Source organism: Candidatus Dormiibacterota bacterium (assembly GCA_035544955.1).
Taxonomy (GTDB): domain Bacteria; phylum Chloroflexota; class Dormibacteria; order CF-121; family CF-121; genus CF-13.
The window spans coordinates 1-25,960 of sequence record DASZZN010000020.1; the positions used below are offsets into that span (position 1 = coordinate 1).

The 25,960-nt window shown below is 65.4% G+C and carries 34 protein-coding genes and 1 tRNA gene; 26 read left to right on the forward strand and 9 right to left on the reverse strand.

What is annotated here, in order from left to right:
* The 5 genes from VHK65_07760 to VHK65_07780 form a co-directional block, all read left to right on the forward strand.
* On the forward strand, positions 1 to 293 hold a 293-nt coding region (locus VHK65_07760), incomplete at its 5' end, for a hypothetical protein (GenBank protein ID HVS06049.1).
* A complete protein-coding gene (locus VHK65_07765; GenBank protein HVS06050.1) occupies positions 259 to 648 on the forward strand; it encodes a response regulator in 390 nt (129 codons plus the stop codon). The genes VHK65_07760 and VHK65_07765, both read left to right, overlap by 35 nt.
* Positions 648 to 1,028: a hypothetical protein gene (locus VHK65_07770; GenBank protein ID HVS06051.1), complete on the forward strand. Its 381-nt coding sequence runs from the start codon at positions 648 to 650 to the stop codon at positions 1,026 to 1,028. Before VHK65_07765 ends, VHK65_07770 begins: the two co-directional genes overlap by 1 nt.
* Positions 1,028 to 3,622, forward strand: a complete 2,595-nt coding sequence (locus VHK65_07775) for a response regulator (GenBank protein ID HVS06052.1) — start codon at positions 1,028 to 1,030, stop codon at positions 3,620 to 3,622. The genes VHK65_07770 and VHK65_07775 overlap by 1 nt, the downstream gene beginning before the upstream one ends.
* Positions 3,623 to 3,637: 15 nt before the next feature.
* Positions 3,638 to 5,902 (forward strand): GAF domain-containing sensor histidine kinase, encoded by a 2,265-nt coding sequence (locus tag VHK65_07780; protein ID HVS06053.1) that lies wholly within the window; start codon positions 3,638 to 3,640, stop codon positions 5,900 to 5,902.
* An 8-nt stretch (positions 5,903 to 5,910) separates the two neighbouring features.
* Here the strand turns inward: VHK65_07780 and VHK65_07785 are convergent, their stop codons facing one another.
* The 3 genes from VHK65_07785 to VHK65_07795 all read right to left on the reverse strand — a co-directional run bounded on the left by VHK65_07785 (position 5,911) and on the right by VHK65_07795 (position 7,814).
* The gene (locus VHK65_07785) at positions 5,911 to 6,504 is read right to left on the reverse strand and encodes a TMEM165/GDT1 family protein (protein ID HVS06054.1); all 594 of its coding nucleotides are present in this window, start codon (positions 6,502 to 6,504) and stop codon (positions 5,911 to 5,913) included.
* Between the two features lie 30 nt (positions 6,505 to 6,534).
* Entirely contained in the window at positions 6,535 to 6,717 is a 183-nt protein-coding gene (locus tag VHK65_07790; protein ID HVS06055.1) for a hypothetical protein, read from the reverse strand.
* A gap of 332 nt (positions 6,718 to 7,049) precedes the next feature.
* Positions 7,050 to 7,814, reverse strand: coding sequence for a response regulator transcription factor (locus VHK65_07795; protein HVS06056.1), 765 nt, complete (start codon positions 7,812 to 7,814; stop codon positions 7,050 to 7,052).
* Positions 7,815 to 8,186: 372 nt separating this feature from the next.
* Between VHK65_07795 and VHK65_07800 the strand changes: the two genes are divergently transcribed.
* A tRNA-Leu gene (locus VHK65_07800) sits at positions 8,187 to 8,270 on the forward strand.
* Between the two features lie 14 nt (positions 8,271 to 8,284).
* Complete coding sequence (locus tag VHK65_07805) at positions 8,285 to 8,797, forward strand: acyltransferase (GenBank protein HVS06057.1); 513 nt, start codon at positions 8,285 to 8,287, stop codon at positions 8,795 to 8,797.
* On the opposite strand, the gene VHK65_07810 is transcribed toward VHK65_07805, so the two are convergent.
* The 3 genes from VHK65_07810 to VHK65_07820 form a co-directional block, all read right to left on the reverse strand.
* Positions 8,794 to 8,985: a Flp family type IVb pilin gene (locus VHK65_07810; GenBank protein ID HVS06058.1), complete on the reverse strand. Its 192-nt coding sequence runs from the start codon at positions 8,983 to 8,985 to the stop codon at positions 8,794 to 8,796. The two genes, VHK65_07805 and VHK65_07810, sit on opposite strands and share 4 nt — an antisense overlap.
* A gap of 153 nt (positions 8,986 to 9,138) precedes the next feature.
* Positions 9,139 to 9,279 carry a hypothetical protein gene (locus VHK65_07815; protein ID HVS06059.1) on the reverse strand — a complete coding sequence of 47 codons (141 nt, stop codon included), beginning with the start codon at positions 9,277 to 9,279 and terminating at the stop codon, positions 9,139 to 9,141.
* Between the two features lie 65 nt (positions 9,280 to 9,344).
* Positions 9,345 to 9,551, reverse strand: coding sequence for a hypothetical protein (locus VHK65_07820; GenBank protein ID HVS06060.1), 207 nt, complete (start codon positions 9,549 to 9,551; stop codon positions 9,345 to 9,347).
* Positions 9,552 to 9,742: 191 nt separating this feature from the next.
* Here VHK65_07820 and rlmN point away from each other — a divergent pair, with 191 nt between their 5' ends.
* From rlmN to rpe, 5 genes are read left to right on the forward strand one after another with little or no spacing between them, the layout of a single operon-like run.
* Positions 9,743 to 10,768 (forward strand): 23S rRNA (adenine(2503)-C(2))-methyltransferase RlmN, encoded by a 1,026-nt coding sequence (rlmN, locus tag VHK65_07825; GenBank protein ID HVS06061.1) that lies wholly within the window; start codon positions 9,743 to 9,745, stop codon positions 10,766 to 10,768.
* Positions 10,768 to 11,265, forward strand: a complete 498-nt coding sequence (locus VHK65_07830) for an HAD-IA family hydrolase (protein HVS06062.1) — start codon at positions 10,768 to 10,770, stop codon at positions 11,263 to 11,265. Before rlmN ends, VHK65_07830 begins: the two co-directional genes overlap by 1 nt.
* Entirely contained in the window at positions 11,265 to 12,101 is an 837-nt protein-coding gene (locus tag VHK65_07835; protein HVS06063.1) for an LppX_LprAFG lipoprotein, read from the forward strand. Before VHK65_07830 ends, VHK65_07835 begins: the two co-directional genes overlap by 1 nt.
* A gap of 60 nt (positions 12,102 to 12,161) precedes the next feature.
* Positions 12,162 to 13,010 carry a hypothetical protein gene (locus VHK65_07840; protein HVS06064.1) on the forward strand — a complete coding sequence of 283 codons (849 nt, stop codon included), beginning with the start codon at positions 12,162 to 12,164 and terminating at the stop codon, positions 13,008 to 13,010.
* Positions 13,010 to 13,651, forward strand: a complete 642-nt coding sequence (rpe, locus tag VHK65_07845; GenBank protein ID HVS06065.1) for a ribulose-phosphate 3-epimerase — start codon at positions 13,010 to 13,012, stop codon at positions 13,649 to 13,651. Before VHK65_07840 ends, rpe begins: the two co-directional genes overlap by 1 nt.
* Positions 13,652 to 13,659: 8 nt before the next feature.
* Here rpe and VHK65_07850 read toward each other — a convergent pair whose 3' ends face one another.
* Positions 13,660 to 14,361: an AIM24 family protein gene (locus tag VHK65_07850; GenBank protein HVS06066.1), complete on the reverse strand. Its 702-nt coding sequence runs from the start codon at positions 14,359 to 14,361 to the stop codon at positions 13,660 to 13,662.
* 64 nt (positions 14,362 to 14,425) lie between these two features.
* Entirely contained in the window at positions 14,426 to 14,611 is a 186-nt protein-coding gene (gene rpmB, locus VHK65_07855) for a 50S ribosomal protein L28 (protein ID HVS06067.1), read from the reverse strand.
* A 76-nt stretch (positions 14,612 to 14,687) separates the two neighbouring features.
* Between rpmB and VHK65_07860 the strand changes: the two genes are divergently transcribed.
* From VHK65_07860 to VHK65_07870, 3 genes are all read left to right on the forward strand, one after another.
* Entirely contained in the window at positions 14,688 to 15,104 is a 417-nt protein-coding gene (locus VHK65_07860; GenBank protein ID HVS06068.1) for an Asp23/Gls24 family envelope stress response protein, read from the forward strand.
* A gap of 28 nt (positions 15,105 to 15,132) precedes the next feature.
* Positions 15,133 to 16,740, forward strand: a complete 1,608-nt coding sequence (locus VHK65_07865; protein HVS06069.1) for a DAK2 domain-containing protein — start codon at positions 15,133 to 15,135, stop codon at positions 16,738 to 16,740.
* A 79-nt stretch (positions 16,741 to 16,819) separates the two neighbouring features.
* On the forward strand, positions 16,820 to 17,662 hold the full coding sequence (locus VHK65_07870) for an alpha/beta hydrolase (protein ID HVS06070.1): 843 nt from the start codon (positions 16,820 to 16,822) through the stop codon (positions 17,660 to 17,662).
* Positions 17,663 to 17,665: 3 nt separating this feature from the next.
* Here VHK65_07870 and VHK65_07875 read toward each other — a convergent pair whose 3' ends face one another.
* Complete coding sequence (locus VHK65_07875; GenBank protein ID HVS06071.1) at positions 17,666 to 18,061, reverse strand: DUF5658 family protein; 396 nt, start codon at positions 18,059 to 18,061, stop codon at positions 17,666 to 17,668.
* Positions 18,062 to 18,159: 98 nt separating this feature from the next.
* Here VHK65_07875 and VHK65_07880 point away from each other — a divergent pair, with 98 nt between their 5' ends.
* The 11 genes from VHK65_07880 to VHK65_07930 all read left to right on the forward strand — a co-directional run.
* Positions 18,160 to 18,990: a DegV family protein gene (locus VHK65_07880; GenBank protein ID HVS06072.1), complete on the forward strand. Its 831-nt coding sequence runs from the start codon at positions 18,160 to 18,162 to the stop codon at positions 18,988 to 18,990.
* Positions 18,987 to 21,062: an ATP-dependent DNA helicase RecG gene (recG, locus tag VHK65_07885; GenBank protein ID HVS06073.1), complete on the forward strand. Its 2,076-nt coding sequence runs from the start codon at positions 18,987 to 18,989 to the stop codon at positions 21,060 to 21,062. Before VHK65_07880 ends, recG begins: the two co-directional genes overlap by 4 nt.
* Before the next feature lie 186 nt (positions 21,063 to 21,248).
* Positions 21,249 to 21,812, forward strand: a complete 564-nt coding sequence (rsmD, locus tag VHK65_07890) for a 16S rRNA (guanine(966)-N(2))-methyltransferase RsmD (protein HVS06074.1) — start codon at positions 21,249 to 21,251, stop codon at positions 21,810 to 21,812.
* Positions 21,809 to 22,300 carry a pantetheine-phosphate adenylyltransferase gene (gene coaD / locus VHK65_07895; GenBank protein HVS06075.1) on the forward strand — a complete coding sequence of 164 codons (492 nt, stop codon included), beginning with the start codon at positions 21,809 to 21,811 and terminating at the stop codon, positions 22,298 to 22,300. The genes rsmD and coaD overlap by 4 nt, the downstream gene beginning before the upstream one ends.
* The gene (locus tag VHK65_07900) at positions 22,297 to 22,782 is read left to right on the forward strand and encodes a hypothetical protein (protein ID HVS06076.1); all 486 of its coding nucleotides are present in this window, start codon (positions 22,297 to 22,299) and stop codon (positions 22,780 to 22,782) included. The genes coaD and VHK65_07900 overlap by 4 nt, the downstream gene beginning before the upstream one ends.
* Positions 22,783 to 22,811: 29 nt before the next feature.
* Positions 22,812 to 22,988, forward strand: a complete 177-nt coding sequence (rpmF, locus tag VHK65_07905) for a 50S ribosomal protein L32 (GenBank protein ID HVS06077.1) — start codon at positions 22,812 to 22,814, stop codon at positions 22,986 to 22,988.
* Between the two features lie 24 nt (positions 22,989 to 23,012).
* Positions 23,013 to 23,921, forward strand: coding sequence for an ACP S-malonyltransferase (locus tag VHK65_07910; GenBank protein HVS06078.1), 909 nt, complete (start codon positions 23,013 to 23,015; stop codon positions 23,919 to 23,921).
* Complete coding sequence (fabG, locus tag VHK65_07915) at positions 23,914 to 24,663, forward strand: 3-oxoacyl-[acyl-carrier-protein] reductase (protein ID HVS06079.1); 750 nt, start codon at positions 23,914 to 23,916, stop codon at positions 24,661 to 24,663. The genes VHK65_07910 and fabG overlap by 8 nt, the downstream gene beginning before the upstream one ends.
* Positions 24,664 to 24,725: 62 nt before the next feature.
* Positions 24,726 to 24,974: an acyl carrier protein gene (gene acpP / locus VHK65_07920; GenBank protein HVS06080.1), complete on the forward strand. Its 249-nt coding sequence runs from the start codon at positions 24,726 to 24,728 to the stop codon at positions 24,972 to 24,974.
* 28 nt (positions 24,975 to 25,002) lie between these two features.
* Entirely contained in the window at positions 25,003 to 25,731 is a 729-nt protein-coding gene (gene rnc / locus VHK65_07925) for a ribonuclease III (protein ID HVS06081.1), read from the forward strand.
* A gap of 123 nt (positions 25,732 to 25,854) precedes the next feature.
* The coding region (locus VHK65_07930) for an AAA family ATPase (GenBank protein HVS06082.1) at positions 25,855 to 25,960 on the forward strand (106 nt) is incomplete at its 3' end.

The window sequence follows — 25,960 nt, forward strand, 5'->3', positions numbered from 1 at the left end:
CCGGGCTGCAGGAAGCGCTGGAAAAGGCCCGCGCGGCCGCTCCCGACGTGGTCGTGCTGGCGCCCCCCGAGCCAGAGTGGGTGCTGGGGCTCCGGGGCCTGCCCGGCCAGCCCGCGTTGCTGGCCCTGGGTGAAGTTTCACCGAGGGTGCCAGCGACGGCGTGGAGCGCCGTTATACCCTCTGGCCTCTCCGAGCCCGATGCCGTCTTGCACGCCATCAAGGGCCTGGACATCGTTCAGAGGCGAAGGAGGACAGGGCGTGACCGCCGGCAAGGTTTTGATCGTCGAAGATAACCCGGTCAACCTGCGGTTGGCCCAGTTCCTGCTGGAAAAAAAGGGCTTTACCGTGCGAAAGGCCGGCAGCGGCGCCGAGTGCCTTGCCGAAATGACCCGCGAGCTGCCGGACATCGTCCTGATGGACATCCAGCTTCCGGGAGAGGATGGGCTGGCGGTCACTCGCAAAATACGATCCGATCCCCGGATGGCCGGCGTCGTCGTCGTCGCCCTGACCGCGCACGCCATGGCCGGGGACCGCGAGAAGATCCTCGGCGCCGGGTGCGACGGCTACATTCCGAAGCCCGTTGATCCGCAAGGCCTACCCGGGGAGGTCAGCCGCTACCTGCAGCAGGGGCGGCTGAAGACCGCGTAATGAGCGAACAGTCAGGAAAGCCGACCAACAAGGCGAGCGAGCCGACCCCAACGACCACACCCACGGCCAGCCGGTCGTACCCGGAGATCCTGCAGCTCAACCAGGAGCTGTTCAAGAATCTCCAGGGCCTGATCGACGAAGACGACGCCCGCAAGAAGGAACTCCTCGACACGAAAAATGCCTACGAGATGGCCCAGGCGGAGATTGCGCGTCTGGAGCGTGAGCTTCGCCAATCGATCGAACGGGAATCCGACCGGGCCGAGGAGCTCAAGCAGCTGGAACAGGAGCGCGTCGACCAGCTGGGCGCCATGAGCGCCCACCTCGACGCCATGCGGTCCGCGGTCGAGCGCTACATGCAACAGGGACGGAAAGCCGCCTGATGAGCCCCGAGGCGCCCAAGGCTAAATCCTTCGCCGACATTCTGCAGCAGAACCAGGAGTTCGTCGCGCATCTCCAGACGCTGCAGGATGACATGGGTGCCCAGCTCGCCGACAACGCGAAAGAGCTGGAGCTGGTCAAAGGACAGCTCGACGCCAAGCAGCAGGAGCTCGACGATCTGCAGAACGCCCAGCTGCAGTGGGCGATGGACCGGCAGGCGCTCCTCGAGCAGCATGAATCGCTCAAGAAAGGCCACGGCGCGTTGCAGCAGAGCCACGAGCGGACCCAGACGGAACTCGGTCGCCTCAAGGATGACCTCGCGCGTGCCAAGAGCCGTGACGACGAGCGCGCCAAGGAGCGCCAGGCGCTGCTCGACCAGCATGAGTCACTGAAGCAGGGGCACCAGGATCTCCAGCAGAGCCACGACCGGGCCCAGGTCGAGCTCGCCCGTCTGAAGGACGACGTCGCCCGCGCCAAGACCCGTGACGAGGAGCGCCGCGGCCAGCTCCGGCAGCTCGAACAGGAGCGGATGCAGCTTGCCCAGAAGTACGAGGGCGACCAGAAGAAGTTGGTGGCCGACCTCAAGATCGCGGAGGACGACCTCAACAGCCTGCAGTCGTCCCAGCTCCAATGGGCCGTGGATCGCGAGACCTTACTGAAGGATCGCGACAACGCCGTCGCCAAGCAGGCGCAGCTAGAGCAGGAGTGGCAGAAAGCCAGGGCCGCGCTCACCGAGGAAAAGGCGCGGCTGCAGGATCTCACCACTCAAATGCAACAGCAATTGAAGGCTGCTCAGACCGAGATCGAGCCGCTCAAGGCCGCCCGCGACAAATGGCAGGCAGAGCGGCAGCGGCTGATCGCGGATGTCGCCCGGTTGGAGCAGGGATCGCAGGCCGCCGAGTCGCAGTTCAAAGCCGATCGCAAGTTGCTGCAGAGCCAGTTGGAAGAAGCCCGCAAGAAGGGCGCCGATCTGGATAAGGCCGAGGCGGAATTCCAGCGTCTCAGTGACGAGCGCTCGGCGCTGCTGACCAAGGTCAAGGCGCTCGAGAAGGACTGGCAGAGCCGCGAGGCGTCGTTCGCGGAGGAGAAATCCACGCTCAAGAAGCAGGTCGCCGAAGCGTCGGCCAGGTTGGCCGCGACGCAGCGGGACTACGAAAAGATCAAGGCCCTGCACGCCGACCTTGCCGGGGAGACCGGCCGCAAGGCTGAGGAATGGACCAGCCGCGAGCAGCGGCTCACCGCCGAAAAGAACCAGCTCAAGGTCGACCTGGAGCGGATCCAGGCACAGCTCTCCGACATGATGTCGCAGACGAACGAGCTGCACAGCCAGCGTGCGGTCGAGGCCAAGGAGCTGGACCAGGCGTGGCAGCGAGAAAAGGCCTCACTCAAGGCGCAGCTCGACGAGGCCCGCAAAGCCGCCGGCAGCACCCCGCCGACGAGCCAGGTCCTGGCCCGTTACGAGGCGGAGAAGCGCGCCATGCAGGCGCAGCTGGAGGGTCTCAAGGTGGAGTTGACCGCCAGCGGAAAGAACAAGGACGCGGCGCCGGCGCTGAGCCAGGCGAAACGCGACTTCGAGGCCAAGTTCCGCGTCATCTACGACCAGAGCCATGACCTCAACTCGCCACTCAACGCCATCATCGGCTTCTCCGAGATCCTGCTCGACGAAAAGGCGAACAAGACGACGCCCGAAGAGCGGCGCGAGTTTGTCGCCCACATCAACGAGAGCGGCAAGCGGCTGGTGGAGCACATCCGCGAGCTGATCGAGTTCGCCAAGCAGGAGGCCGGCATCCAGGAGCGGCCGGTCCAAATGATGCCGCCCGTCGGGGCCGGTACGAAGGCACCCGTGATCCTGGTCGCCGACAACGACCCGGCGGTGAAGGAGCGCATCGAGCCCTTCCTCAGCCATGCCGGCTACGAGGTGGTTATTGCCGCCAGCGCGCAGGAGGCATTGCGCAAGGCGGTGCAGCTCCAGCCGCTGGCCGTGCTGATCGATACCCAGCTCCCGCCCAACGGTGGCAGCGGCCTGGTCTACGACCTGCGCCGCGAGTCGAAGACGAAGGATATCCCCATCGTGCTGACCTCCAAGGTCAACAAGGAATCGCTGCCCTTCGACATCGGCCAGGCCGACTTCCTCACCAAGCCCATCGACCGCCAGCAGCTGCTCCAGATGATGGTCAAGTTCGACCTGCTGGCAGACGGCAAGAAGGGCAAGAAGACGCCCTCATCGATCCTGATCGTCGACGACGATCCGCAGAACATCCGTCTGGTCAAGGCCATGCTCAAACCGTTCAACATGGAAGTCATGGTCGCCGACGGTGGCAAGGCGGGCCTGGAGCTGGCGCTCAAGAAGAAGCCCGACATGATCATCCTCGACCTGATGATGCCCGACGTCGACGGCTTCGAGGTCGTCTCCAAGCTTCGCGAGGACCCGGAAGCCAGCAAGATCCCCATCCTTATCTATACGGCGAAAAACATCAGCAGCGAGGACCGGGAGCGTCTGCAGGGGAACATCCAGTCGATCATCCAGAAGGGGGACTTCGGCAAAGACCGCTTCCTGGAGATGATCAACAACCTTCAAACCAACCAGGCCGCATAGGACGCGAGGGCTCGCATGACTGCCCTCGACCGCCAGTTCGTCCGACTCCGGTTCGCCGCACTGGCGATCCCCCTCGGCCTGCTCTTCTGGTTGCATTCGGCCTCGGTGCCGGTCACCGTCCTGCTCGCCGGGCTGCTGGCGGCCTACAACTGGGTGGCGATGCTGGCGATGCAAAAGAAGGCCGTCCCGCGCTTCGCTCGGCCGATGGCCGTCCTCCTTCTGGCCCTCGATCACCTGGTCGTCACCGGCTGGATCCTCTTGTTCGCGAGCCCGTCCTCCAGCCTTCCCTACCTTCTCTATGCTCTGGTCGCCGCCGAAGCGGTCTTTCGGTTCGACCTTTGGGGCGGGATCGGGACCAGCCTGTTCTTCGCTACCGGCATCATCCTGTTCCAGACCAGCGATCTCGGCCTCGCCGTCTCGGTGCGCGACTCGGTCCTGCGCGCGATCCCCACGGTCGCCGTTATCACCGGCCTGGGCGCCGTGGTCCGGGCGATGAACAGTGAGATCCGCGGGACCCGGCGGCGGCTCGATCAAACCGAGCAGCTGCGCAACGTGCTCGGCGAGCTGGTCGGCCAGCTCGATGTATCGCGAATGCTCTACACGGTCATTCGCTGTGGCCTGGAGATTCTGCAGATGGACTCGGGGGCGATCGTCTTGCTCGACGAAGAGCGCGGGGTCTTTACGCTCCGGGCAGCGGTTCAGCTTCCGGAAGCCGTTGAAGGCACGACCATCTCGGCCGGCGACGGGATCGTGGGCCGGGTCGTCCGGGAGCGCCGTCTCGTCGCGCTCGGCGAGACGCCGCTGTTCGACCTGGCGGCGCTCAATACCGCCGGCTACGCCTGGGTGTTCGGTACCCCAGTGCTGTTGGAAGGCAAGGTCTCGGGCGTGCTCCATCTGCAGACGCGGGAAGACCCGCGACGACTCACCCGCTGGGAAGAGGAGGCCCTCGAGGTGCTTGCCCAGCAGCTGGCTGTCGCGCTTCGCAACGTCCGCCTGTTCGAGGAGACGGAGAAGCGTGCCCGCCGGCTCGAGTTGCTCAACCGCTCGATCGACCAGATGAATCAGAAGCTTTTTGACCCGGAGTTGCTCGACATCATGGCCACCGCGCTCACCGGCAACCTCGGGTTTGCCGCGGCGCAGATCTGGCTGCTGGAGCCGAGTGACGGCGCCCTGTGGCGACGGGCCAGCCATCACACGACGCGAAACGCACCCCCGGTCCCGGGACGGGTTGAGCGCGGCATGGGCGAGATCGGCCAGGTGGCCGAGCTGCGCGTGCCGATCGTGACCAACGATCGGGCGAACCACCGGCAACTCGCGCTCAATCCCTGGATGTCGGAGGAAGGCATCCAGGCGTTCGCCGGCTTCCCCATGGTGGTCGGCGACCAGTTGTTGGGCGTGCTCGCCATCTATCATCGGCGGTCGCTGGACCGCAACACGATCGAGCTGCTCACGCTCTTTGCGCAGCACGCCGCGACCGCCATCCAGGAGGCGCACCTCTTCCACCTCGCGACCGAGCAGACGGCGCGACTAGGGGCCGTCAACGCGGAGCTTGAACGCGCGAACCAGCACAAGTCCGAGTTCCTCGCCAACATGAGCCACGAGCTGCGAACGCCGCTGAACTCGATCCTCGGCTTCTCGCAGCTGCTGCTCGAAGGCGACGGCGGTATCTTGACGCGCGACCAGCGCCAGGATGTGGACATCATCGCCCAGAATGGACAGCATCTCCTGATCCTCATCAACGACCTGCTGGACATCTCCAAGCTCGAGGCGGGCAAGGCGCAGCTCAACCGCGGCGAGGTCGAGGTCGAGCCGCTGATTTCGGAGTGCGTCGAGAGCGTGCGGTCGCTGGCCAAGAACAAGAAGCTCGAGCTGACCGCCAGCGTTTCCGCCGAGGTCGGGCGCGTCTTTGCCGATGGACCAAAGCTCAAGCAGGTCCTGCTGAACTTGCTGGGCAACGCCATCAAATTCACGGAGACGGGCGGCGTGCGCGTTACGGCCGAACGCCAGGGAGCGGAGCTGGTGATCAGCGTCCGCGATACCGGCATCGGGGTCCCGCCGGAAGATGCCGAGCGAATCTTCGAGAGCTTTCAGCAAGGCCAGAGCGGCATCAGTGGGAAGTATCAGGGCACCGGCCTGGGTCTCGCGATCTCTCGCCGGCTGGTAGAGATGCATGGCGGACGGATCTGGGTAAAGAGCACGCCCGGCCAGGGCAGCAACTTCACCTTCACCATCCCGCAGCGGGCCGTGCCCGAGGCGATCGACCTCACGACCGCGGCCTGACGGACCGGCTAACCGAGCACGCCGCTGATCAGCGCGATCGCGACGAGCACCATGACGCCGGCCGCGGCGAACTGGAGTGGGCGCGCCGGGACCCAGGCGCCCAGTCGATTTCCGAGTCCGACGGCAATGGCCGAGACGGCCCAGAGCGCCAGCGTGGCGGCGACAAAGACGACCAGCGGCTGCTGATAGCGCGCCTGGAGCGCCGCAGTCGCCAGCTGCGTCAGATCACCCCACTCCGCGATGAAGACCACGGTGAAGGCGGTGACGAACGGCCGGCGGTGCCTTGCCTCTTCGTGCTCGACCGATTGCTCCTCAGCCGCCTCCACCTTGCGGAGGTTGCGCCGAACGAGCAGCGCCGCCATCACCAGGAACAGCAGCCCGGCGCCAATGCGTATTGGTTCACGCGGAAGGAGGCTGAACAGTGAGCCGGCCAGGACGGCCACGGCGCTCTGGACGACGAACGCGGCGGCTGCCCCGAAGAAGATGGGGAGTGGCCGATGCCGGGTCGCGAGCAGCAGGGCGGCGAGCGCCGTCTTGTCGGGAAGCTCCAGCAGGAAGATGACCGTGAAGACGGTGAAGCCAAGTCCGAGGGCGTGCGTCACGCGGACGAGTCTAGTGGTCTAGTTCCAGCGCTAGGAGTCGAGCAAGGCTTGCAGCGACGTGTCGCGCAGGTGATCGAACTGGCTGGACGCGGCGCTCAACGCGATCATGTCCGTGAGGTTCCCGTGGTTGACCGTGATAAACTCGACACTGACCGCCGGCGTCCGGCACTCGGTGACCAGCGCCGCGGAGCCCGCGATCGTGGTCGACGTCATTCGGCTGAAGTGACCGACTCGCCGCGCCCGCCGACGTTGACGGGCGCGTGGCTGCTGCGGGCGCAGTGGGCGTTGCGCCCGGCTGGGCCCGCCGGGATGTGACGACCGCGCCGGGTGGATTCGGGGTGCCGGACGTCTCGGGCGCGGTCCCGGACACGAGTGGAGCCCCACACCGCGGGCATAGCGTCGCGCCGCTCCCGTGCCAGGTCCAACATTTTCGGCAAACGGACCGGCTCATCTGGCCGACCACGCGCTCACAGCCTTGCTCTAGTGCATGAGGAGCGGGAAGGAGAGGATGAAGACCAGCAGGCCGAGGACCAGGGTGCGCATGCTCATCCTGCCAGCGCCATCGGTTCTTGCCCCGCGGGGTAGTTGACCTTGGCGCTGAAGCGGTATCCGACGCCGCGCTTCGTCTGGATGTAGACCGGCTTGCTGGGGTTCGCCTCGATCTTGCTGCGCAGCCGCGAGATGTGCACCCGCAGCCCTTCCTCGTAGGCTTCCTCGTCGCCCGCCCAGGCCTTGGCCAGTAGCGTCTCGTTGGTCACCACGCGTCCGGCATTCCGGACGAGGAGGAAGAGCAGCTTGGACTCGGTCGGCGTCAGGGTCACCTGCTGGCCCTTGACCCGCGCCCAGTGCTGCACGAAGTTGATCTGGAGCTCCTGGTCGATGACGACTTCGGGTTGCTCGACACCGGCGGATTCGCCGTAGCGGCGAAGCACGCGCTGCACTCGCGCGACGAGCTCTTCCTTTTCGAACGGCTTGACGATGTAGTCCTCGGCGTACATCTGCAGGCCTTCGACCTTGCTCTCGATGGCCGCGACGGCACTGAGGATGACGATCGGGACGTCGAGGTGACTCTTGATCCGTCGGCAGAGTTCGAAGCCGTCCATCTCCGGCATCATCAGGTCGACGACGACCAGATGGGGGATGCCTTCGTGGAGTTTGCGCAGTGCCTCGGGGCCGCTGCCCGCGGTCATGACCTCGTAGCCCGCGTGCTCGAGGATCCGCTTGAGGATCTCGCGCGCCATGGCATCGTCGTCGACGATCAGAATCCGGTAGCGGTTGACGATATTTAACCCCTCTCTTCCGGCCGCCATCGCGCGTCGCGCTGCGGACCGGCCGCCATGGATTTGGACCTGCGGTTGCTGGCTCAGGTCCGACTGGAGAGCCGGCAAAGATATATGGCCCTCGTCATTCATTTCCTTACGATTCCTCTTTACGATGTGATGACTCTTGTCGCGTCAGGGTCACATCAGCCGGGACGCGGTTGGGGACTGGATCCCACCATAGACAGGCAGGATTACGGCGCTTGTTACAAGCTCGTGGCGGCCCTTAAGCCGTGGGCGAGAAAGGGCGCGAGCGGTGCCTCTCGCGCCCCGTAAGAGCAGCCTAGGGCCGGCGTCGCCGCGCTGAATCGGTCGCTCGGCCCATGGAAACCGGCTGATCGGGTTAAAATCGCATTCGCCCTCGCCCGGGTGGTGGAATTGGTAGACACGCAGCTTTGAGGGGGCTGTGAGCGCAAGCTTGTAAGGGTTCAACTCCCTTCCCGGGCAGAGCCTCTACCAACGTGAGCCTCAGCACCCTGTACCTGCGCCTGCGTTATCGCCGCCACACCTTCGGGCCTGGCTTCACCGCCCCCTGGCGGCTGCGCATCCGGGGCCCCGGCCGCGTCAGCTTCGGTCGAGACGTGCAGGTCCGGAATACGTCCGGCCATAGCGCGCTGCTCACCTTCGGCGCGGACGCGCGAATCGACATCGGAGACCGCGTGGAAATCGATGGCGCCGGCCTGATGTCGGCCAGCGCGATCGTCGTGGACGACGACGCCATCCTCGGTCCCTGCCTGCTGGTGGACACCGACTTTCACGCCGTCGGGCGGGAGCGTCGCCAGGGCAGCGAACCGGTGACCCGGCGCCCGATCCGCATCGGACGCAACGCCTGGATCCAGGGGAAGTCGACCATCCTCAAGGGCGTGTCGGTGGGGGAGGGGGCGGTGGTTCGCTGGGGGGCACTGGTTGCCGCTGACGTCGCACCGGGCGCGGTGGTCATGGGAAATCCGGCGGTAGCGGTGACGCAGCCCTAGGCGCCGACGACGGCGCCGGCGATGTTGCAGTAGGTGTTCTTGACCTGGTTGCCAAGCACGATCAGGGTCACCAGGATGACGCAGACCACGAGCACCATGATCAGGGAATACTCGATCAGGGCCTGGCCGTTCTCACTGTCCTGCCAGCCCAGTCGCATCCGGATCCGCGCCGCGAGCAGAGTGATCATTGTTGCTGTTTCCCTCAGGACCGATGACCGTAGCCCGAGTATGACCCTATAACGCAACGGCCCCGTGCTTTCAGACGGGTCGTGGCCCGATCGTGGCTACTTCGTCATGGCCCGCGTCACCCGCGTTCGCGGCTAGCGGTTCCCAAGATGGAGCTAGCGGGCGCCCGAGCGCTGGACAAGGTAGGTGACGACCGCCAGGTATTCTTCGGAATCGGCGGAGCCAACCCAACGGGTCTCGTCGGTGGTCCGCCCGAAGAGGGCAAAGAGTTCGGTCAGAGTCAGCTTTTCGGACATCTTGATACCTAACCAGTAGTTAACTTAACAGAGATGCTATCACAAATCGAGACGCGACGCTAGCGTCAGCGTGCGTTGTTCCGCTGTACCAGGTAAAGGACAACGGCCAGGTATTCTTGCGAATCCGCCGAAGCAACCCAGCGGGTGTCCTCCGCGTGGCGGCCGAAAAGGCTGAACACATCCGACATGGTGAGTCGCTGTGGCTCTTCGATCATGGTTTCGGGGAGTGCCCCGATGAGGGTGAAACGAACCCCCACGCGGGAACCTTTCACGCTGCGTGAAAAAATCGGTACAAGTCAGCCTCAGTTCATCGACGAATGCGCGGCTCGCGCTCGGTGCCGCTCGGTAGAATTCGGTGCGGTGCTGACCGTGCTGCCCTACGTCTCCCTCTTGTTCGGAAACGGCCGTCGCGACTGAGTACGCGCCGTTCGCGACCGCCGACCCAGCCGAGGTCCTCTCCCAGCTGACCGCGGGCGGCGAGGCACCCTATCGGGCCGAGCAGGCCCGGCAGTGGTTCTGGCAGCGGCTCGCCCCGTCCTTCGATGCCATGCGAACCTTGCCGCCGTCGGCGCGTCGCCAGCTCGAAGGGTCATTCGCGTTCAGCACCGTCGCGCCGCAGCTGAAGCGCGCTGCGGATCGCGGTCAGACGGTCAAGTATCTATTCAAACTGGCCGACGCGCGGACCATCGAGACCGTCGTGATGCACTACGAGGCCACCGAGCGGTCGCGGGCGCGCACCACGATCTGCGTCAGCTCGCAGGTGGGGTGCCCGATCGGATGCAGCTTTTGCGCGACCGGCCAATCCGGCTTCGATCGAAACCTCAGCGAAGCCGAGATCGTCGACCAGTTCCTCCATGCCAGCCGCGACCTGGGCGAGACGCAGCGCTCGCTGACGAACGTCGTCTTCATGGGGATGGGGGAGCCGTTGAACAATTACGGCGCGGTCGTGGGCGCCATTCGGCGCTGGGCCCGCCCCGACACCCTCAACTTCAGTCCGCGGCGCGTCACGGTATCGACAATCGGGCTGGTACCGTTCATCGAGCGGCTGAGTGCCGAGGGGCTGCCGGTCAACCTGGCGATCTCGCTGCACGCACCAGACGATGCGTTGCGCAGCAGCATGATCCCGGTGAACCGCAAATACCCGATCGCGGCCATCGTCGGCGCGGCAAGGGCCCATGCGGACCGAACCGGCCGGCGCACGAGCTACGAATATGTCCTGCTGCAGGGCGTCAATGACGGTCCCGAGCAGGCCGGCCGGCTGGCTAGCGTCGTCGGTCGCCATCTCAGCCACATCAACCTGATCCCGATGAACCCGATCGACGGCAGCCCGCTGGCGCCGCCCTCGAAGACGCGGGCCCAGGCGTTCCAAGCCATCCTGCAGGCCGCTGGCATTTCGACCACCATCCGCGCCACGCGAGGGCTCGATATCGATGCCGCCTGCGGCCAGCTTCGTGCCCGCCAGCCGCAGCCGATGCCGTCGCCCGCCTGATGCCCCTTCAGGGGATCTTCTTCGACGCCGGCAACACGCTGCTCGTTGAGGAGCCGGGTAAGCACCTGTGGGAGATGGCGCTCATCCGGATTCCGGATGCGCTCGAGGTGCTGACCGCGCTCAAGCCGCTTTACCGGCTGGGTGTCATCTCCAACACCGTCGGCTCGGGCGATGCTGAACTGGCGGATGTCCTCGAAAAGGCGGGGATCCGCCGCCTGATCGATGCCCTGGTCACCTCGCGGGACTTTGGAAAGGCCAAGCCCGATCCCGCCATCTACGCCGAGGGGGCCCGCCGCCTGGGGGTCTCCCTGGACCAGACCCTGATGGTGGGGGATCGACTGGACACCGACGTGGCTGGCGCGCTGAACGCCGGCATCCCGGCGGTCTGGCTGCGCCATCCGGGAGCGATCGCGATCCCCGGAATCGCCCCGACCCATGTGATCGAGCGCCTTGCCGACTTACCGGCTTGGATCGCCGCCGCATATACTCAGAATTGATGAGGCGCATGCTTGCGGCCACCTGCGCGATGGTGGTGCTCTCGGCTTGCGGGGCGGTCGCTCAGGTATCCGAGACACCGCAGCAGGTTGTCAGCACGGCGAGCGACAAGATGAGCCAGTTGCATTCGGCGAAGTTCGATGTGACGGCCACCATCCTCGAGCAATTCCCGGCCTCATTCACCGACCAGCTCGGCGCTGCGGGGGCCTCGCTTTCGAACTTCAGCATCGACATGAGCGGTAAGGGGGATGCCAAGTTCCCTGACACGGCCTCCATGTCGCTCCAGGTGAAAAGCGGCGGGATCAGCGTCAGCACCGACATGGTTCTTGCTGGCGGCAAGATCTACATCAAAGACCCAACAAGCGGCAGCTGGACGCAACCGGCGAGCGCCGCGTCGTTCGGTCAATTCACGAACCAGGCGGATCCGCTGTCGAGCGCCGCCGTCCTGAAAACCGCCCAATCGATAAAGGACCTGGGGGACACGACGCTGAATGGCAGCGCGGTGCATCACTACCAGATCGTGCCGGACAAGAACAAGCTGGCCGACCAGGCCTCCACGCAGCAAGCTAAAGACCTCGTCCTCTCGATGCTGCAAAGCGGCACCATCCAACTCGAGGTCTGGATCGGTAAGGACGATCACCTGCTGCACCAGATGAAGAACGACACCGATGCCACGATCGACCTGGGCAAGGTCATGGCGGCGTCGGGCCAGCAACTCCCGCCGGGCTTCCCAATACCGGCGGGCGCCACCGTGCATACGGTGGTCCATGCCACGATCAACTACCACGATTTCAACGCGCCCGTCACGGTGACCGTGCCGTCTGTCGCACCCTCGTAGCAGGGTCTTGCTCCGGGACGAAGGGAAGGCGTTTCGGCGCCGATATACTCAAGACGCCCCGTGAAACGCCTTGTCCTCGGCCTGCTGATGATGGTGGCGCTGGCCGCCTGCGCCTCGCCGCTGGCCAAGCCGGAAACCCCGGCGCAGGCGTTGTCGGCCGCGGCGCAGCGGGCCGGCCAGCTGAAGGCGGCGAAGTTTGACCTCGTGGGCAACGTCAAGATGACGTTTCCGGCCCAGCTGGGCCAGATGTTCGGCCACGGCGGGAGCGGCGCCGGCTCGGTCGCGCTGGACATGACCGGCAACGGCGAGGCCCAGTTCCCCGACCGATATCACGCGACCATCAACGCCAAGCTGGCCGGCCTATCGATTACGACCGAAGTCGTGGTCGCCAACGGCCAGGCGTATGTAAGGAACCCGATCACGCAGAAATGGGAGAGCTCCGCGCAATCGAGCGCCATGACCGGGCAGCTAAGTCAGCCTGACCCGCTCTCCTATGCGCAGCTCCTGAAGAACGTGAAATCGATCAAGGACCTGGGCGATACGACGATGGCCGACGGCACCAAGGTGCACCACTACCGGCTGATACCCGATAAAGACAAGCTGCTCGCCAGTTTCGACGCAGCCACAGTGAAGAACCCGCAGGCCAAGGCGGCTATCGAGCAGGTCCTGAATAGCGGGACGATGACGGTCGAGGTCTGGTTTGGGAAGGATGACCACCTGGTGCGGCGCGTCACTACGGATGCCGACTACACGGTCGACCTCAACCAGTTGATGGGTGCGGTCGGCGCGCCGAGTGGATCGAGTAGTGGCGTGCCCGCCGGAACGAGCATCCACGCGACCGCGCACATCGAAATCAACTATCACCACTTCGACGCTCCCGTGACCATCGCCATTCCGACCGTCGGCTAGTGCTGGTCTCGCCCTCGCTTCTATCGGCCGACTTCAGCCGGCTGGGCGAGGAAGTCGCCGCCCTGGAGCAGGCCGGCGCCGATTGGGTGCACTTCGATGTGATGGACGGGCATTTCGTCCCCCCGATCACGATGGGGCCGCGCACGGTCGAGCACTGCCGGCGTTACGCCAAACTGCCCTTTGACGTCCACCTGATGATCGAGAATCCGGAGCGCACCATCGAAGCATTTCGCGATGCGGGCGCGACGACGCTATCGGTCCACGTGGAGGCGACGCGGCACATCCACCGCGTGCTGGAGAGTATCCGCAAGGCCGGCCTGCGGGCGGGCGTGTGCCTCAACCCCGGTAGTCCGCTGGTGCTCGTCGAACCGGTCCTCAAAAACGCCGACCTGCTCGTCATGATGTGCGTCAACCCCGGATGGGGCGGCCAGAAATTCATCGACGGCAGCCTGGAACGGATCAAGGCGGCGCGCGCTCTACGTGACCGGCTCAACCCCAAGCTGGACATCGAAATCGACGGCGGCGTGAATGCCGGGACGGGCCCGTCGTGCGCCGCGAACGGAGCCACCGTCCTGGTGGCAGGGAGCTTCGTCTTCAGTCACCCCCAGGGGATGAAAACCGCAATCCAGGAGTTGCGCTAAGGGGACCGCTACTCGCTGGTGGGCATGTGGAGATACATCGACTGGATGCCGACCCTCCCCGGGCCAGTGAAGCGATTCCAGACCATGTTCCCACCGCCGCCGAAGATGCCGGTTTTCAACCCGAACATCTGAACGTCCATGCGGACGCTTTCATCGCGGTAGACCCAGCCACCTGGTTCGATGTCGATCTGCTCGTTCTGGGCCAGGTCCTTCTGGAAAACGTTGCCGTAGCCGTGCAGCCAGAGGACACCTTCCTGGTGGCTGGCGCTGAAGCGATCGACGAAGAATCCTGTTGAGCCTAAGAGCATGTTGCTCACGCCCTTCACCCGGTTGAAGGTGTAATCGAGATTTCCGGTTGCCGCCAGGAACTGGTGTTCCCGAACGAGCACCGCGGTTCCAGGCATCAGGTGGAGGGGGAAGAGATGGCCGGCGCCGTCACGCGAGAAGGCGATCTCACCCGGGCCATGCGCCTCCGTGAGAAAGATCGGCATGCCGGCGACCATCCGCTTGAAGGCGCCTTTCATGGCGCGAATGCCGATGTTCAGCGCTGGGTCCTTCCAGAGCACGACATGATGCTCGAAGTAGACCGGCAGGGTCCCGTCGAGCCAGGTATGCAGCACCGGGACAAGCTCGCCGTCGATGCGGTATTTGATACCGGGCGCTTGGCCATCCTCGAGCTTCGTCGGGAGGAGCTGCGGCGGTTTTTGCATCGTGGCAATCACTGCAACTCGATCGTCGGTCAAAACCGGCGAGCGCCGGCGCCGCAAGGGTGGACTAGGCCGACTTGGCCTGGGTGCGAAGGCAGCGGGTGCAGACCAGGGCCGTCTGGGGACGGCCGTCGATCGTGACCCGGGCCTTGTGCAAATTGGGCATGAAGCGGCGCTTCGTGTGCACCTTCGAGTGGCTCACGTGATGCCCGTATTGGGGCCCCTTACCGCAGATCGCGCAGCGTTGTGCCATGGAATTGGTTTGCTTTGGCGCCTCGATGACCATCGCGTATGATTGAGGCGAAATCAGCGTCACATAGTAGCACACGATGGACTCTAAGACGAAGGCCAACCCGCAACGCACCGGGAAGCCGCCGAGGACGCTGATCCAATCCAGAGACCTCGGGCGGATCGAGGTGTCACGCCATGTCGTCGCCACCATTGCCGGGCACGCGGCGGCGGGCTGCTACGGCGTTGTGGCCATGGCCGCCCGCGGTTTGCGCGACGGTTTGGCCGAACGGCTGCACCGCGACAAACTGCACCGGGGCGTCGAGGTCGAGGTCCGCGATGACGGGATCGCCGTCTCCCTGTACGTCATCGTCGAGTACGGAACCCGGGTCTCGGAGGTGGCCAACAACCTTTCGAACGCGGTCCGCTATTCGGTGGAGCGCACCCTTGGCCTTCCGGTCGTGGAAGTCAACGTCAATGTCCAGGGAATCCACGTCAGCGGGAGCGGCGGCAGCTGAAATCCCAAGCCTGACCGGCGCCGCGACCGTGCCCATCACCGAATGCGACGGACGTCTGTTCAAAGAGGCCCTGCTCGGCTCGCTGGCCTGGTTGACGGTCAACCGGGACGAGGTGGACGCCCTCAACGTCTTTCCCGTCCCGGACGGGGATACGGGCACCAACATGCTCCTCACCTTGCAATCGGCCGTCGAAGACATTCGCGACGTCGACGACGCCGACCTCTCGCGCATGGCCAGGCGGGCGGCGCACGGGGCGCTCATGGGTGCCCGCGGGAACTCCGGGGTGATCCTCTCGCAGATTTTGCGGGGTTTCTGCGTCGGCATCGGCACCACGCCGGCGGTCGACGCGAAAGGGCTGGCGAAGGCCTTTCGCCATGGGGCGGACGTCGCCTACCGGGCCGTCATCAAGCCCACCGAGGGCACCATGCTGACGGTGGCCCGAGAAGCCGCCGCCGGAGCGGAAGCGAAGGCCGCGGAAACCAGCGACCTGACCGAAGTCGTTCGTGCCACCTGCGCCGCGGCCGCCGCCGCGGTGGAGCGGACGCCCGAGCAGCTGCCCATCCTGAAGCAGGCCGGTGTGATCGACGCCGGGGGATTCGGCCTCCAGCTCATCCTGGAGGGCTTTCTCAAGCGGATGAGCGGCGAGGCCCTGCAGAGCTTCGAGCGGCCGGCCACACAGCACGCCCGGCCGAGGCGCGTCGAGGCGCCGACGACCGGCTGGGGGTACTGCACCGAGTTCATCATCAACGGCGACAAGCTGGCCATCGACGAGGTCCGCAGCGAGATCCAGCGGCATGGCGAATCGGCCCTGGTCGTTGGCGACGACTCGGCCATCAAGGTTCACGTCCACACTCAGGAGCCGGCGGTCGTCATCGGTTACGCCAGCGGGATTGGACGCCTCAGTCGGCTCAAGGTCGACGACATGTCATCGCAACACCACCGGCTCCAGGGCGAGGGCGTCCGCCGGCCGGTCAGCACCAAACACCTGGCGCTGGTGGCGGTGGCGAGCGGCGACGGCTTTCGCCGCATCCTCGAGAGCCTGGGGGTTGACTCCGTCGTCGGCGGGGGCCAGACGGTCAACCCCTCCACCGAGGACATCCTGGCGGCGGTCGAATCGGTGCCGTCCGATGACGTCCTGCTGCTTCCCAACAATGGCAACGTGGTCATGACGGCACAGCAGGTCGCCGAGCTCAGCCGCAAGCGAGTTCGGGTGGTGCCATCACGCAGCCTGCCACAGGGCATCGCCGCCCTATTCGCCTTCGACTTCAGCGCCGACCTGGAGGCCAACGCCAGCGCCATGTCGCACGCGCTGAGCCAGGTCCAGACGATCGAGGTGACCCGCGCCGTCCGAGCGAGCGAGGTAGACGGCTTGAAGATCGCGGAAAACGATGTCATCGGGCTGCTCAACGATCGCATCGTGGTCGCCGGCGATTCCCCGGAGAAGGTGGTGCAGGCGGTCCTCGACCGCATCGAGCGGGCCAAGGTTGGGACGGTGACGATCTACGCCGGCGCCGATGCCGCGGAGGCCGAGCGGGAGGTCCTTGTCAATTCAGTGGCGAAACAGTTCCCCAAAGCGTCGGTCGAGCTGCAATCCGGCGAGCAGGTCCTCTATCCATATATCGTGGCCGTCGAGTAACGGCTGATCCGCCAGCCTTTGCGATGAGTTTTGGCTGGGCCACCGGTCCAACGAGATAACGCGCGTAGGAGGAGGTTGCATGAAATCGAGTGTGCCGATGACAGCGGAACGTTTAGCCGTGTCTGGTGCGAATCTCTATTACGAGGTACGCGGATCGGGTCCGGTGCTGCTCATGATGCCGGGGGGCCCAGCGGACGCGGGGAACTTCCGTCATATCGCCGAGCAGCTCGCACCGGCTTACACCGTGGTGACTTATGACCCACGGGGTCTATCGCACAGCACGCTCGACGGGCCCGTTCGAGACGAGAGAATCGTGGAGATCTTCGCCGACGACGTCCACCGGCTGCTGACGGCGACAGCGAAAGAGCCGGCCTGCGTGTTTGCCAGTAGCGGTGGCGCCGTCATCGGGCTCGAGCTGGCCGCTCGCCACCCGGAGCAGGTTCGTATGCTGGTCTCACACGAACCGCCGGCGCCTGCCCTGATGGCTGATCCGACGCGCGAGCGGGCGGCGATGGTCGAGATCGTCGAAACGTACCGGACGGCGGGGATCGGGCCGGCGATGCAAAAGTTCATGGTGCAGACCCGGATTCGCGGCGGTGGGCCGCCGCCTCCGCAGGGCGAGCCGACGCCGGAGCAGCGCGAAGCGATGGCGCAGATGAAGCGGAACATGGATTTCTGGCTCGGGCACTACTTCCTCGCCATCGCTGCATACGACCCGGACTTCGCTGCATTGGAGGCCGGCTCCACCCGCATTGTTGCCGCGGTCGGCGACAAATCGCGCGGCGAGCTGGCCCATGAGGGCGGATTGCGGCTGGCCAAGCGGCTCGGGACGCAAGCCGTCGTCTTCCCCGGGGCCCACGGCGGCTTCGAGAGCCATGCCGCGGAATTTGCGGTCAAGCTGCGCGAGGTCTTGCACGGGTAGCGCTTAGAGCATCAGCTGCACGACGTTGGCGACAACGGCAGCGGCGCTCAGCCAGCCGGCGACAAGGTAGGCCTGCCAGACGCGCGGCTTACGCCGGTGCATCAACATCAAGATCGCCAGCAGGACGGCCAGGGCCGTTGCCTTGACCGCGTAGGCGACCAGTTCGCCGCGGGTGGCGATGAGCGGGGCCATGAGATGGTTGAGCTCCACGTGCTCGAGGGCGAGGCCCAGATGGGTGGTGAGAGAATCCAGCGCCTGGAAGCCGATCAGTCCGCCCAGTATGATGGCCTGGCTCAGCTGGACGTCGCGTGACGGGCGCGGCGACACCGAGGCGGAGGCGACCGGCACGAAGGCGGCGCGCAGGCGTGAGCTCAGCGCGATTTGTCCTGGGAGCGACATCGCACCTATAGATTTACCAAGCTTTGCTGCGCGCAGCCTAACGAAACGCGGCCGTTGCCTGGCCGTGATTGCCACGAAGCGCTGGCTATACTCGACGGGTGGTCCGGATCGTTACGGATTCCACCGCGGACCTGACCAAGGAGCAACAGCAGGCTGCCGGCATCACCGTGGTGCCGCTCAACGTCCACTTCGGTGACCAGGTCTTCCGCGACCATGTGGACCTGACCGCCGACGAGTTCTTTCGTCGGCTCAAAGCCTCGGCCCAGTTGCCGCGCACCTCGCAGCCATCCGTCGGGGTCTTCGAAGAGGCCTATCGGACGCTTCGAGAGAACGGCGACGAAATCGTTTCCGTCCACCTCTCCAGCAAGGTCTCCGGGACCTACAACTCGGCGCAGATGGCGGCCAAAGGGGTCGATGAACCGGCGATCGAGGTCGTCGACTCACTCAGCACCTCGATGGCGCTTGGTTTCATGGCGCTCGAAGGAGCCAGGCTGGCGAGGGCCGGCCGGGATCGGGCAACCATCACGGAGTGTCTGCGGGCGCTCGTGCCCAAGGCTCGTGTCATCTGCGTGGTGGACACGCTGACCTACCTCGAGCGCGGGGGCCGGATCGGAAAGGCTCGGGCCTTGCTTGGCTCACTGCTCAATGTCAAGCCGATCCTCCAGCTGAAAGACGGCGAGGTCGTCCCCATCGGGCGGGCCCGCGGGAGGCCGCAGGCGTTGAACAAGCTCGTGGAGCTGCTCGAACGGGACGGCCATGTCAGCCAGCTCGCCATCATGCATGGTGCCGCGCAGGCAGACGCGGAGCAGCTCCGCGAACGGGTGGCCGCGAGTTATCCCGGCCTGGACATCCTGCTCACCGAGATCGGTGCCGTCCTCGGGACGCACACCGGTCCGGGCGTGATCGGCTTCACCTACCTGCTCGCGTGACCGCGCCGCGGCTGCACGTGGTGCGGGACCCGTCCGTGGACGATCCCGTCTCCGTCCTTCCCGGTGTCAGCGATAAGACCGCGGCCAAGCTGGCACGACTCGGCATCGCAACCATCCGCGACCTTTTATTGTTCTTCCCGCGTCGCTATGACGATTTTTCCAGCGTCACGCCGATCGCGTTCGTGCGGCCTGGAGTGAAGACCACGGTTCGCGGACGGATTTACGACATCGGGGCTCGCCAAACCAAATACAAACGGATGGCATTAACGGAGGCGGTCCTCGGCGATGACTCGGGGACGACGTTACGCGTGGTGTGGTTCAACCAGCCGTGGCTGGTCAAGACCCTGCAGAAAGGCGATGAGATCTTCGTCGCCGGTGAGGCCGACCTGAACGGCGGGCTGGTGATGAAGAACCCGGATCACGAGAAGGTATCGCTTCGCCCGCAGCACGCGGCGCGGCTGGTCCCAATTTATCGGGAGACCGAGGGTCTGACCTCGAAATGGCTGCGACCCAAAATCCAGGCCGTGCTCCGGCTGGCCGACCAGCTCGACGAGTTCTTGCCCACGGACCTTCTGACCCGTCGCGAATTCATGCCACGCGCAGAGGCGGTGCGACAGGTCCACTACCCGGCTTCGGCAGCCCAGCTGGACCACGCCAAAGCGCGTCTCGCCTTCGAGGAAATGTTCGCGCTGCAGGTCGCGGCCCAACTGGCGAAGCGCGCCCGCCAGGCACGGAGGGCCCCGGTCGTGCCATTCGACGAGCCCACCGCTCGTGGTTTCGTCAAGGCGCTCCCCTTCAAGCTCACCAACGCGCAGCGTGTCGCCGCCTGGCAGATCCTGCAGGATCTCGCTCGCCCGCAGCCGATGAACCGGCTGCTCGAGGGTGATGTGGGCTCGGGAAAGACGGTCGTGGCGGCGATGGCGATGCATCACGCCGCCCACGCCGGCTTCCAGTCCGTCTTGCTGGCGCCGACGGAGATCCTGGCTCGCCAGCACGCGGACGTCGTCCAATCGATCCTCGGGCCATTCCAGATCGACGTCGGACTGCTCGTCGGCAGCACGCCGGCCTCAGCGCGAAAACCGATGCTTGCGTCGCTAGCCGACGGGGAGCTGCAGGTGCTGATCGGCACCCACGCGCTGATCGAGGAGGGCGTGCAATTCAAGGACCTGGCGTTGACCGTTGTCGACGAGCAACATCGCTTCGGGGTCGGTCAAAGGCTGGCCGTCCGCCAGAAGGGCGAGCGCACCCCGCATTTCTTGTCGATGACCGCTACGCCCATCCCGCGCACGCTCGGCCTGACGCTCTTCGGTGACCTCGACATCTCGATCCTCAACGAGATGCCACCGGGCCGGCGACCCGTCAAGACTGGGCTCGTCCCGCCCGAAAAGCGGTCGGATGCGTACAACTTCATCCGCCAGCAGGTCAACGCCGGTCGCCAGGTGTTTGTGATCTGCCCGCTCATCCAGGAGTCCGACAAGCTGGGCGTGAGGTCCGCGACCCAGGAGCTGGAAAAATTGCAGCGCGACGTGTTTCCCGAGCTCGCGTCGCGCATCGCGCTGCTCCATGGGCGACTCAAATCCGCCGAGAAGGAGGCGGTGATGTCAGCCTTCAAGCGGGGCGACGTCGCCATCCTGGTGTCCACCTCCGTGGTGGAAGTCGGCATCGACATTCCGAATGCCACCGTCATGATGATCGAGGGGGCGGATCGATTCGGATTAGCGCAGCTGCATCAATTCCGCGGTCGCGTGGGACGGGGCTCGGAGGAGTCGTGGTGCCTGCTGTTCACGGATGCCGAGGATCCGCAGTCCCTCAAACGCCTGCAGGCCGTCGTCACGAACAAGAGTGGCTTCGACCTTGCCGAGATCGACCTCGACTTACGGGGCTGGGGGGACCTGGCTGGTTACCGGCAGCATGGCAAGGACTTCAAGATGGCGAGCCTGCTGGACGTGGCGTTGATCAGCGACGCCCAGAGCGAGGCCGTCCGCCTCTTGAACCGCGACCCGGCCCTGGACGGCGAGCCGGCGCTCCGCCGCCAGCTTTCGGCGTATCGTCAGGTTTTCGCTCTGGACTGACCTTGGGTGGTGGGGTGGCGGGCGGAGGTCGACGCAGCATGCTCAGGACGCGCCCGACCGTCATCCCGGCGGCGAGCGGCAGCACGAGGACCAGAACGATGCCGAGCAGGGCGTCGACGACGACTATGCCGTGGCTCCTTTGCCGGCGCGAACGGGCCCGGCCGTGTGGCCTGCTTTACTCATGACATGCCCGGGCCGGCCACGCGCGTTACCGCGGGGACAAGCCGCGGTCGTCTGCTCAAGACCCCGCCGGGGCGCTCCACGCGTCCGACCACCTCACTGGTCCGCGAGGCCTTGTTCAACATCATCGGCGACAGCATACGCGGTGCACGCGTACTCGATCTGTTCGCCGGCGCCGGGACCCTCGGTATCGAGGCGCTCTCTCGCGGCGCGGCGTGGGCGACATTTGTGGAGCGGGATCGATCCTGTGCTACGATCGTCGCCGAGAATTTGACCGCAACCGGCTTCGCCCAGCAGGGCGACGTGGCAAGCGCCGATGCCATCGACTGGTTGAGGTCGCACGGTGGCGACCTCGCCACCTACAACCTTCTGCTTCTCGATCCTCCCTACCGCGACGCGGTGAGCTTGACCAGCACCCTCGAGGCCCTCGACCGGGCCCTTTTGCGCGACCAGGCGTTGGTGGTGGTCGAGCATCATCGCAGCCAACCGGTGCCGCCGCTGCAGCGCCTGACGCATGTTCGCGACCGCGATTACGGCACCACGCGCCTGACGTTCTTGAGGTATCAATGATCACCGCCCTCTATCCCGGCAGCTTCGATCCCCTGACGCATGGCCACCTCGACATCGTCGACCGCGCGGCGCGCATCTTCGACCGGGTCGTGATTGCCGTGCTGGAAAATCCGAGCAAGCGCCCGCTCTTCACGAGCGGTGAGCGCGTCACCATGATCCGGGAGAGCCTGGGCGAACGCCCGAGCGTCGAGGTCAGCACCTTCCGGGGGCTCACGATCGACTTCGCGCGCCAGGTCGGGGCACGCGTGATCGTCCGCGGGCTTCGCGCCGTGTCAGACTTCGAGAGTGAGTTCCAGATGGCGCTGATGAACCGCCGGCTGGAGCCCGACGTTACGACGGTCTTCATTCCTACCAGCCTGCGTCACCTGTTTCTCAGCTCCAGCCTGATCAAAGAGCTCGCCGAGTTCGGTGGCGACATCTCAGAATTCGTCCCAGCCAACGTCGTCGGACCGCTCAAGCAACGTCTCACCAAGGGAGCACAGGCATGAACATCCATGAAGCCATCGATCGCCTCGAGTACGTGATTGCCCACAGCCGCCAGATCCCGCTGACCCGCACCGTCGTCGTCGACCAGGAAGAGGTGCTGGCCTGCATCGACGACCTGCGGCTCAGCCTTCCCGATGAGATCAAACAGGCCCGCTGGACGCTACAGGAACAGCAGCGTCTGCTTTCCGAGGCGCAAGCGGAGGCCGCCCGGACGGTGAGCAAGGCGGGTGAACGGGCCCAGACTATGATCGGCCAGCACGACCTGGTCAAGCGCGCCGAGAAGCAGGCCGAGGCGATGCTGAGGGAGGCGTCGGCGAAGGCCGAGGAGACCCGGCGGGCTGCCGACCGCTATGCGTCAGACGTCATGCAGTCCCTCGAGGCCCAGCTCTTACGGACCGTCGCCACGGTCAAGAAGGGGGTCGAGGCGCTCCGGCCGCCGGCTCCCCGGCCAGCCAAGGAAGTCGAGGTGATTAGCGGCCGTTAGCGACGGGGTCCCCTTATAATGGGCTGCTCATGGCTCTTCCAAAGACTCGGTACGCCCATGCCCGCCAGGGTGAGCGCCGCGCGCACCTGGCGATAAAGCGCCTGCAGCTCGTGGAGTGCTCGCAGTGCCACCAGCCGAAGCGGCCGCACGCGATCTGTCGTAACTGCGGCTACTACGACGGGCGCGAAGTCATCAAGACCGACTAGGTCTCTCCGATCACAGTCGCCTTCCTGTTTCCAGGCCAGGGCGCCCAATTCGTCGGGATGGCCCGCGACCTGCTCGAGCGGGACGCTGCGTCCGCCGACCTCCTCCACGATGCTGAGGCGCGCCTGCGGATGCCGCTCGGCCGGTTGATGCTGGATGGACCGGAGGCCGACCTGCAGGCGACGGAAAATGCCCAGCCGGCCATCCTCTTTCACAGTGTGGCGCTGCTCCGGCTGATGGTGGCAAGGGGGCTCCGCCCGGCGCTGGTGGCCGGCCACAGCATGGGCGAGTTCGCGGGTCTGGTCGCGGCTGATGCCCTCGACCCTCTCGATGCGCTTACGGCCGTGCGCGCGCGCGGAGCGGCGATGTCGGCAGCAGCCCCTAAGGCAAGCGGAATGATCGCCGTGATCGGCATCCCGGACAACGCCGTCGAGCAGATCTGTGCGGCCAGTGGGGGCGAGGTGGTCGTCGCCAACTACAATGCGCCGGGCCAGGTGGTGATCTCCGGAAGCGAGCGTGGCCTGGCGGCGGTCAGCCCCCAGCTCGATGCGGTGGGGGCAAAGCGCCTTGTCCGGTTGCCGGTGAGCGGGGCCTTCCATTCGCCTCTGATGGCCCAGGCCGCCCGGGTGTTTGCCACGGCGTGGGAGAAGATCCCGCTTCGCGCGTTGCGTCGCCCCCAGGTCTTCAATGCCGACGCCGAGGTTCATCAGGATCCGGTGGAGGTCCGCCGCCTCATGGTCGGCCAGCTCACCGGCCCGGTCCGTTGGACGCAGTCGATTCAGCGCTTGCAGCAGCTCGGCGCGGACACCTACATTGAGGTTGGTCCCCGGCGAGCCCTCACCGGGCTGGTGAAGAAGATTATCCCGGGTGCCGTGGTCCACAATGTCGAAGACCTGACCAGCATGAACAGCCTGCTCGAGACCCTCCATGTCTGACGGCTTTAGCGGCCAGGTCGTGCTCGTGACGGGTGGGAGCCGTGGAATCGGTCGGGCCACGGCGCTGCTGTTTGGCGAAGCGGGGGCTACCGTGGCGATCACGTACAAGAGCCGCAAGGCGGAGGCCGACGCCCTGGTCGAGGAGCTCTCGCACGCGGGTCACGAAACGATGGCGGTGCAGGCTGACTTCGCCGATAGCGCCGCCCCGGGGATGGCGGTCGAGGCGGTGGTGAAGCGCTGGGGCCGGCTGGACGTGCTCGTCAACAATGCCGGGTTGACCCGGGATACGCTCGTCATGCGGATGAGCGAGGCGGACTGGGACATCGTCATCCAGACCAACCTGAAAGCAGCCTTTCTCGCCAGCAAGGTGGCGCTGCGGCCGATGCTCAAGCAGAAATACGGCCGCATCGTCAACGTGTCGTCGCTCGCCGGGGTCGCCGGCAATGCCGGGCAGGCGAACTACAGTGCGTCCAAGGCCGGCTTGATCGGGCTGACCAAGTCGCTCGCCAAAGAGGTGGGCTCCCGGAACATCACGGTCAATGCCGTCGCCCCCGGCTTCATTACGACCGAGCTCACCAGCGGGCTGCCGGCCGAGTTGCTGGAGCGCGCCCGCCAGGCGGCGGCGATCCCACGGATCGGGACCCCGGAGGACGTCGCCCCGGCGATTGTCTTCCTGGCGTCACGTGCGGCCGGCTATATCACTGGCCAGGTTTTAGGCATTGACGGCGGTCTGCCAATCTAGGACGATGGGCCCGGGCTTCGACTAGAATTTGACCGCACTCGCACTGCCAAAAGGGGAGTCGGATGGACGCGAACAGTTACGAGAAGTTCAAGGGCATCATCGCCGAACAGCTCGGAGTGGAGCCCGAGCAGGTCACGCCCGACGCCTCGTTTGTGGACGACCTCAACGCGGATTCCCTCGACCTGGTCGAGCTGATCATGGCGTTCGAGGAAGAATACGGAATGGAGATACCTGACGAGGACGCCGAAAAGATCCAGACCGTCGGTGCCGCGTGGGACTACGTTCAAGAAAAGCTCGGAATCACTACCTGAACTAGAGCCCACCCCCACCGACGACCCAATCCAGAAGCTTCAGCGCACGCTCCGTGTGCGCTTTCACGATGCTGCCCTGCTCCGGCAAGCCCTGACGCATCGTTCCTATAACAACGAGCACCCGGAGCGGGGAGACGCCGACAACGAGCGTCTCGAGTACCTGGGGGATGCGGTGCTCGAGTTGATTGCGGCCGAGCACCTTTACCACACCTACGCCACCTCCGACGAGGGCGAACTGACCCGGCTGCGTGCCTCCGTCGTCAACACCAAGAGCCTGGCGCGACTCGCTTCGCGCCTCAGCCTCGGCGATTACCTGCTCCTGGGCAAGGGCGCGCACAAGACCGGCGCTCGGTCACTTCAGTCGATCCTCGCTAACACCTTCGAGGCCGTGATCGGGGCCATCTTCCTCGACCAGGGTTACCGTGCCGCGTACCGTCTATTCAGCCGCAGCTTGATCGATGTCCAGGCCTGGCCTGACGACAACTACAAGGGCCGGTTGCAGGAGGTCACCCAGGAGAGGTTCCTGACCACGCCCCAGTATGAGATCGTGTCCGCCTCCGGCCCCGGCCACCGGCGCGAGTACACGGCCGAGGTGACATTCGGCGACACCATCAAGGGGCTTGGCGAGGGACGAACAAAGCGAGCTGCCGAGCAGATGGCCGCGCGGGAGGCGCTTGCCGCCCTCGGCGCACTCGACAAACCGCCCCAACCGGATGAGGTCCTCGAGGCAGTCGCCGCGCACGAAGCCAAGCGTTAGCGAATTTTCTGGTTGCCCGCTCGGCCGGGACCGTGGTCTAATAGCCGGGTGACCCGCGCCGTGGTCCCTGCATTCGTCATTGATGGGCGCGATGGCCCAGCCATGCACGTCCCTTCATAGCCCGTGCATTTAAAGTCACTGCGCATCCAGGGGTTCAAAACCTTCGCGCGTCGCACCGAACTTCCCTTCAGCCGCGGAATAACGGCGATCGTCGGCCCCAACGGAAGCG

Bases quoted from the DNA above. Each gene is read 5' to 3' on its own strand.
- rpmF (HVS06077.1), top strand. From the start codon at position 22,812: ATGGCTCTTCCAAAGACTCGGTACGCCCATGCCCGCCAGGGTGAGCGC.
- VHK65_07870 (HVS06070.1), top strand. From the start codon at position 16,820: ATGAAATCGAGTGTGCCGATGACAGCGGAACGTTTAGCCGTGTCTGGT.
- VHK65_07810 (HVS06058.1), bottom strand. From the start codon at position 8,985: ATGATCACTCTGCTCGCGGCGCGGATCCGGATGCGACTGGGCTGGCAG.
- VHK65_07790 (HVS06055.1), bottom strand. From the start codon at position 6,717: ATGACGTCGACCACGATCGCGGGCTCCGCGGCGCTGGTCACCGAGTGC.
- fabG (HVS06079.1), top strand. From the start codon at position 23,914: ATGTCTGACGGCTTTAGCGGCCAGGTCGTGCTCGTGACGGGTGGGAGC.
- VHK65_07900 (HVS06076.1), top strand. From the start codon at position 22,297: ATGAACATCCATGAAGCCATCGATCGCCTCGAGTACGTGATTGCCCAC.
- VHK65_07835 (HVS06063.1), top strand. From the start codon at position 11,265: ATGAGGCGCATGCTTGCGGCCACCTGCGCGATGGTGGTGCTCTCGGCT.
- acpP (HVS06080.1), top strand. From the start codon at position 24,726: ATGGACGCGAACAGTTACGAGAAGTTCAAGGGCATCATCGCCGAACAG.
- VHK65_07850 (HVS06066.1), bottom strand. From the start codon at position 14,361: ATGCAAAAACCGCCGCAGCTCCTCCCGACGAAGCTCGAGGATGGCCAA.
- VHK65_07795 (HVS06056.1), bottom strand. From the start codon at position 7,814: ATGGCGGCCGGAAGAGAGGGGTTAAATATCGTCAACCGCTACCGGATT.
- rpmB (HVS06067.1), bottom strand. From the start codon at position 14,611: ATGGCACAACGCTGCGCGATCTGCGGTAAGGGGCCCCAATACGGGCAT.
- VHK65_07830 (HVS06062.1), top strand. From the start codon at position 10,768: ATGCCCCTTCAGGGGATCTTCTTCGACGCCGGCAACACGCTGCTCGTT.
- VHK65_07815 (HVS06059.1), bottom strand. From the start codon at position 9,279: ATGTCCGAAAAGCTGACTCTGACCGAACTCTTTGCCCTCTTCGGGCGG.
- VHK65_07860 (HVS06068.1), top strand. From the start codon at position 14,688: ATGGACTCTAAGACGAAGGCCAACCCGCAACGCACCGGGAAGCCGCCG.
- VHK65_07875 (HVS06071.1), bottom strand. From the start codon at position 18,061: ATGTCGCTCCCAGGACAAATCGCGCTGAGCTCACGCCTGCGCGCCGCC.
- VHK65_07775 (HVS06052.1), top strand. From the start codon at position 1,028: ATGAGCCCCGAGGCGCCCAAGGCTAAATCCTTCGCCGACATTCTGCAG.
- rsmD (HVS06074.1), top strand. From the start codon at position 21,249: ATGCCCGGGCCGGCCACGCGCGTTACCGCGGGGACAAGCCGCGGTCGT.
- VHK65_07770 (HVS06051.1), top strand. From the start codon at position 648: ATGAGCGAACAGTCAGGAAAGCCGACCAACAAGGCGAGCGAGCCGACC.
- coaD (HVS06075.1), top strand. From the start codon at position 21,809: ATGATCACCGCCCTCTATCCCGGCAGCTTCGATCCCCTGACGCATGGC.
- VHK65_07780 (HVS06053.1), top strand. From the start codon at position 3,638: ATGACTGCCCTCGACCGCCAGTTCGTCCGACTCCGGTTCGCCGCACTG.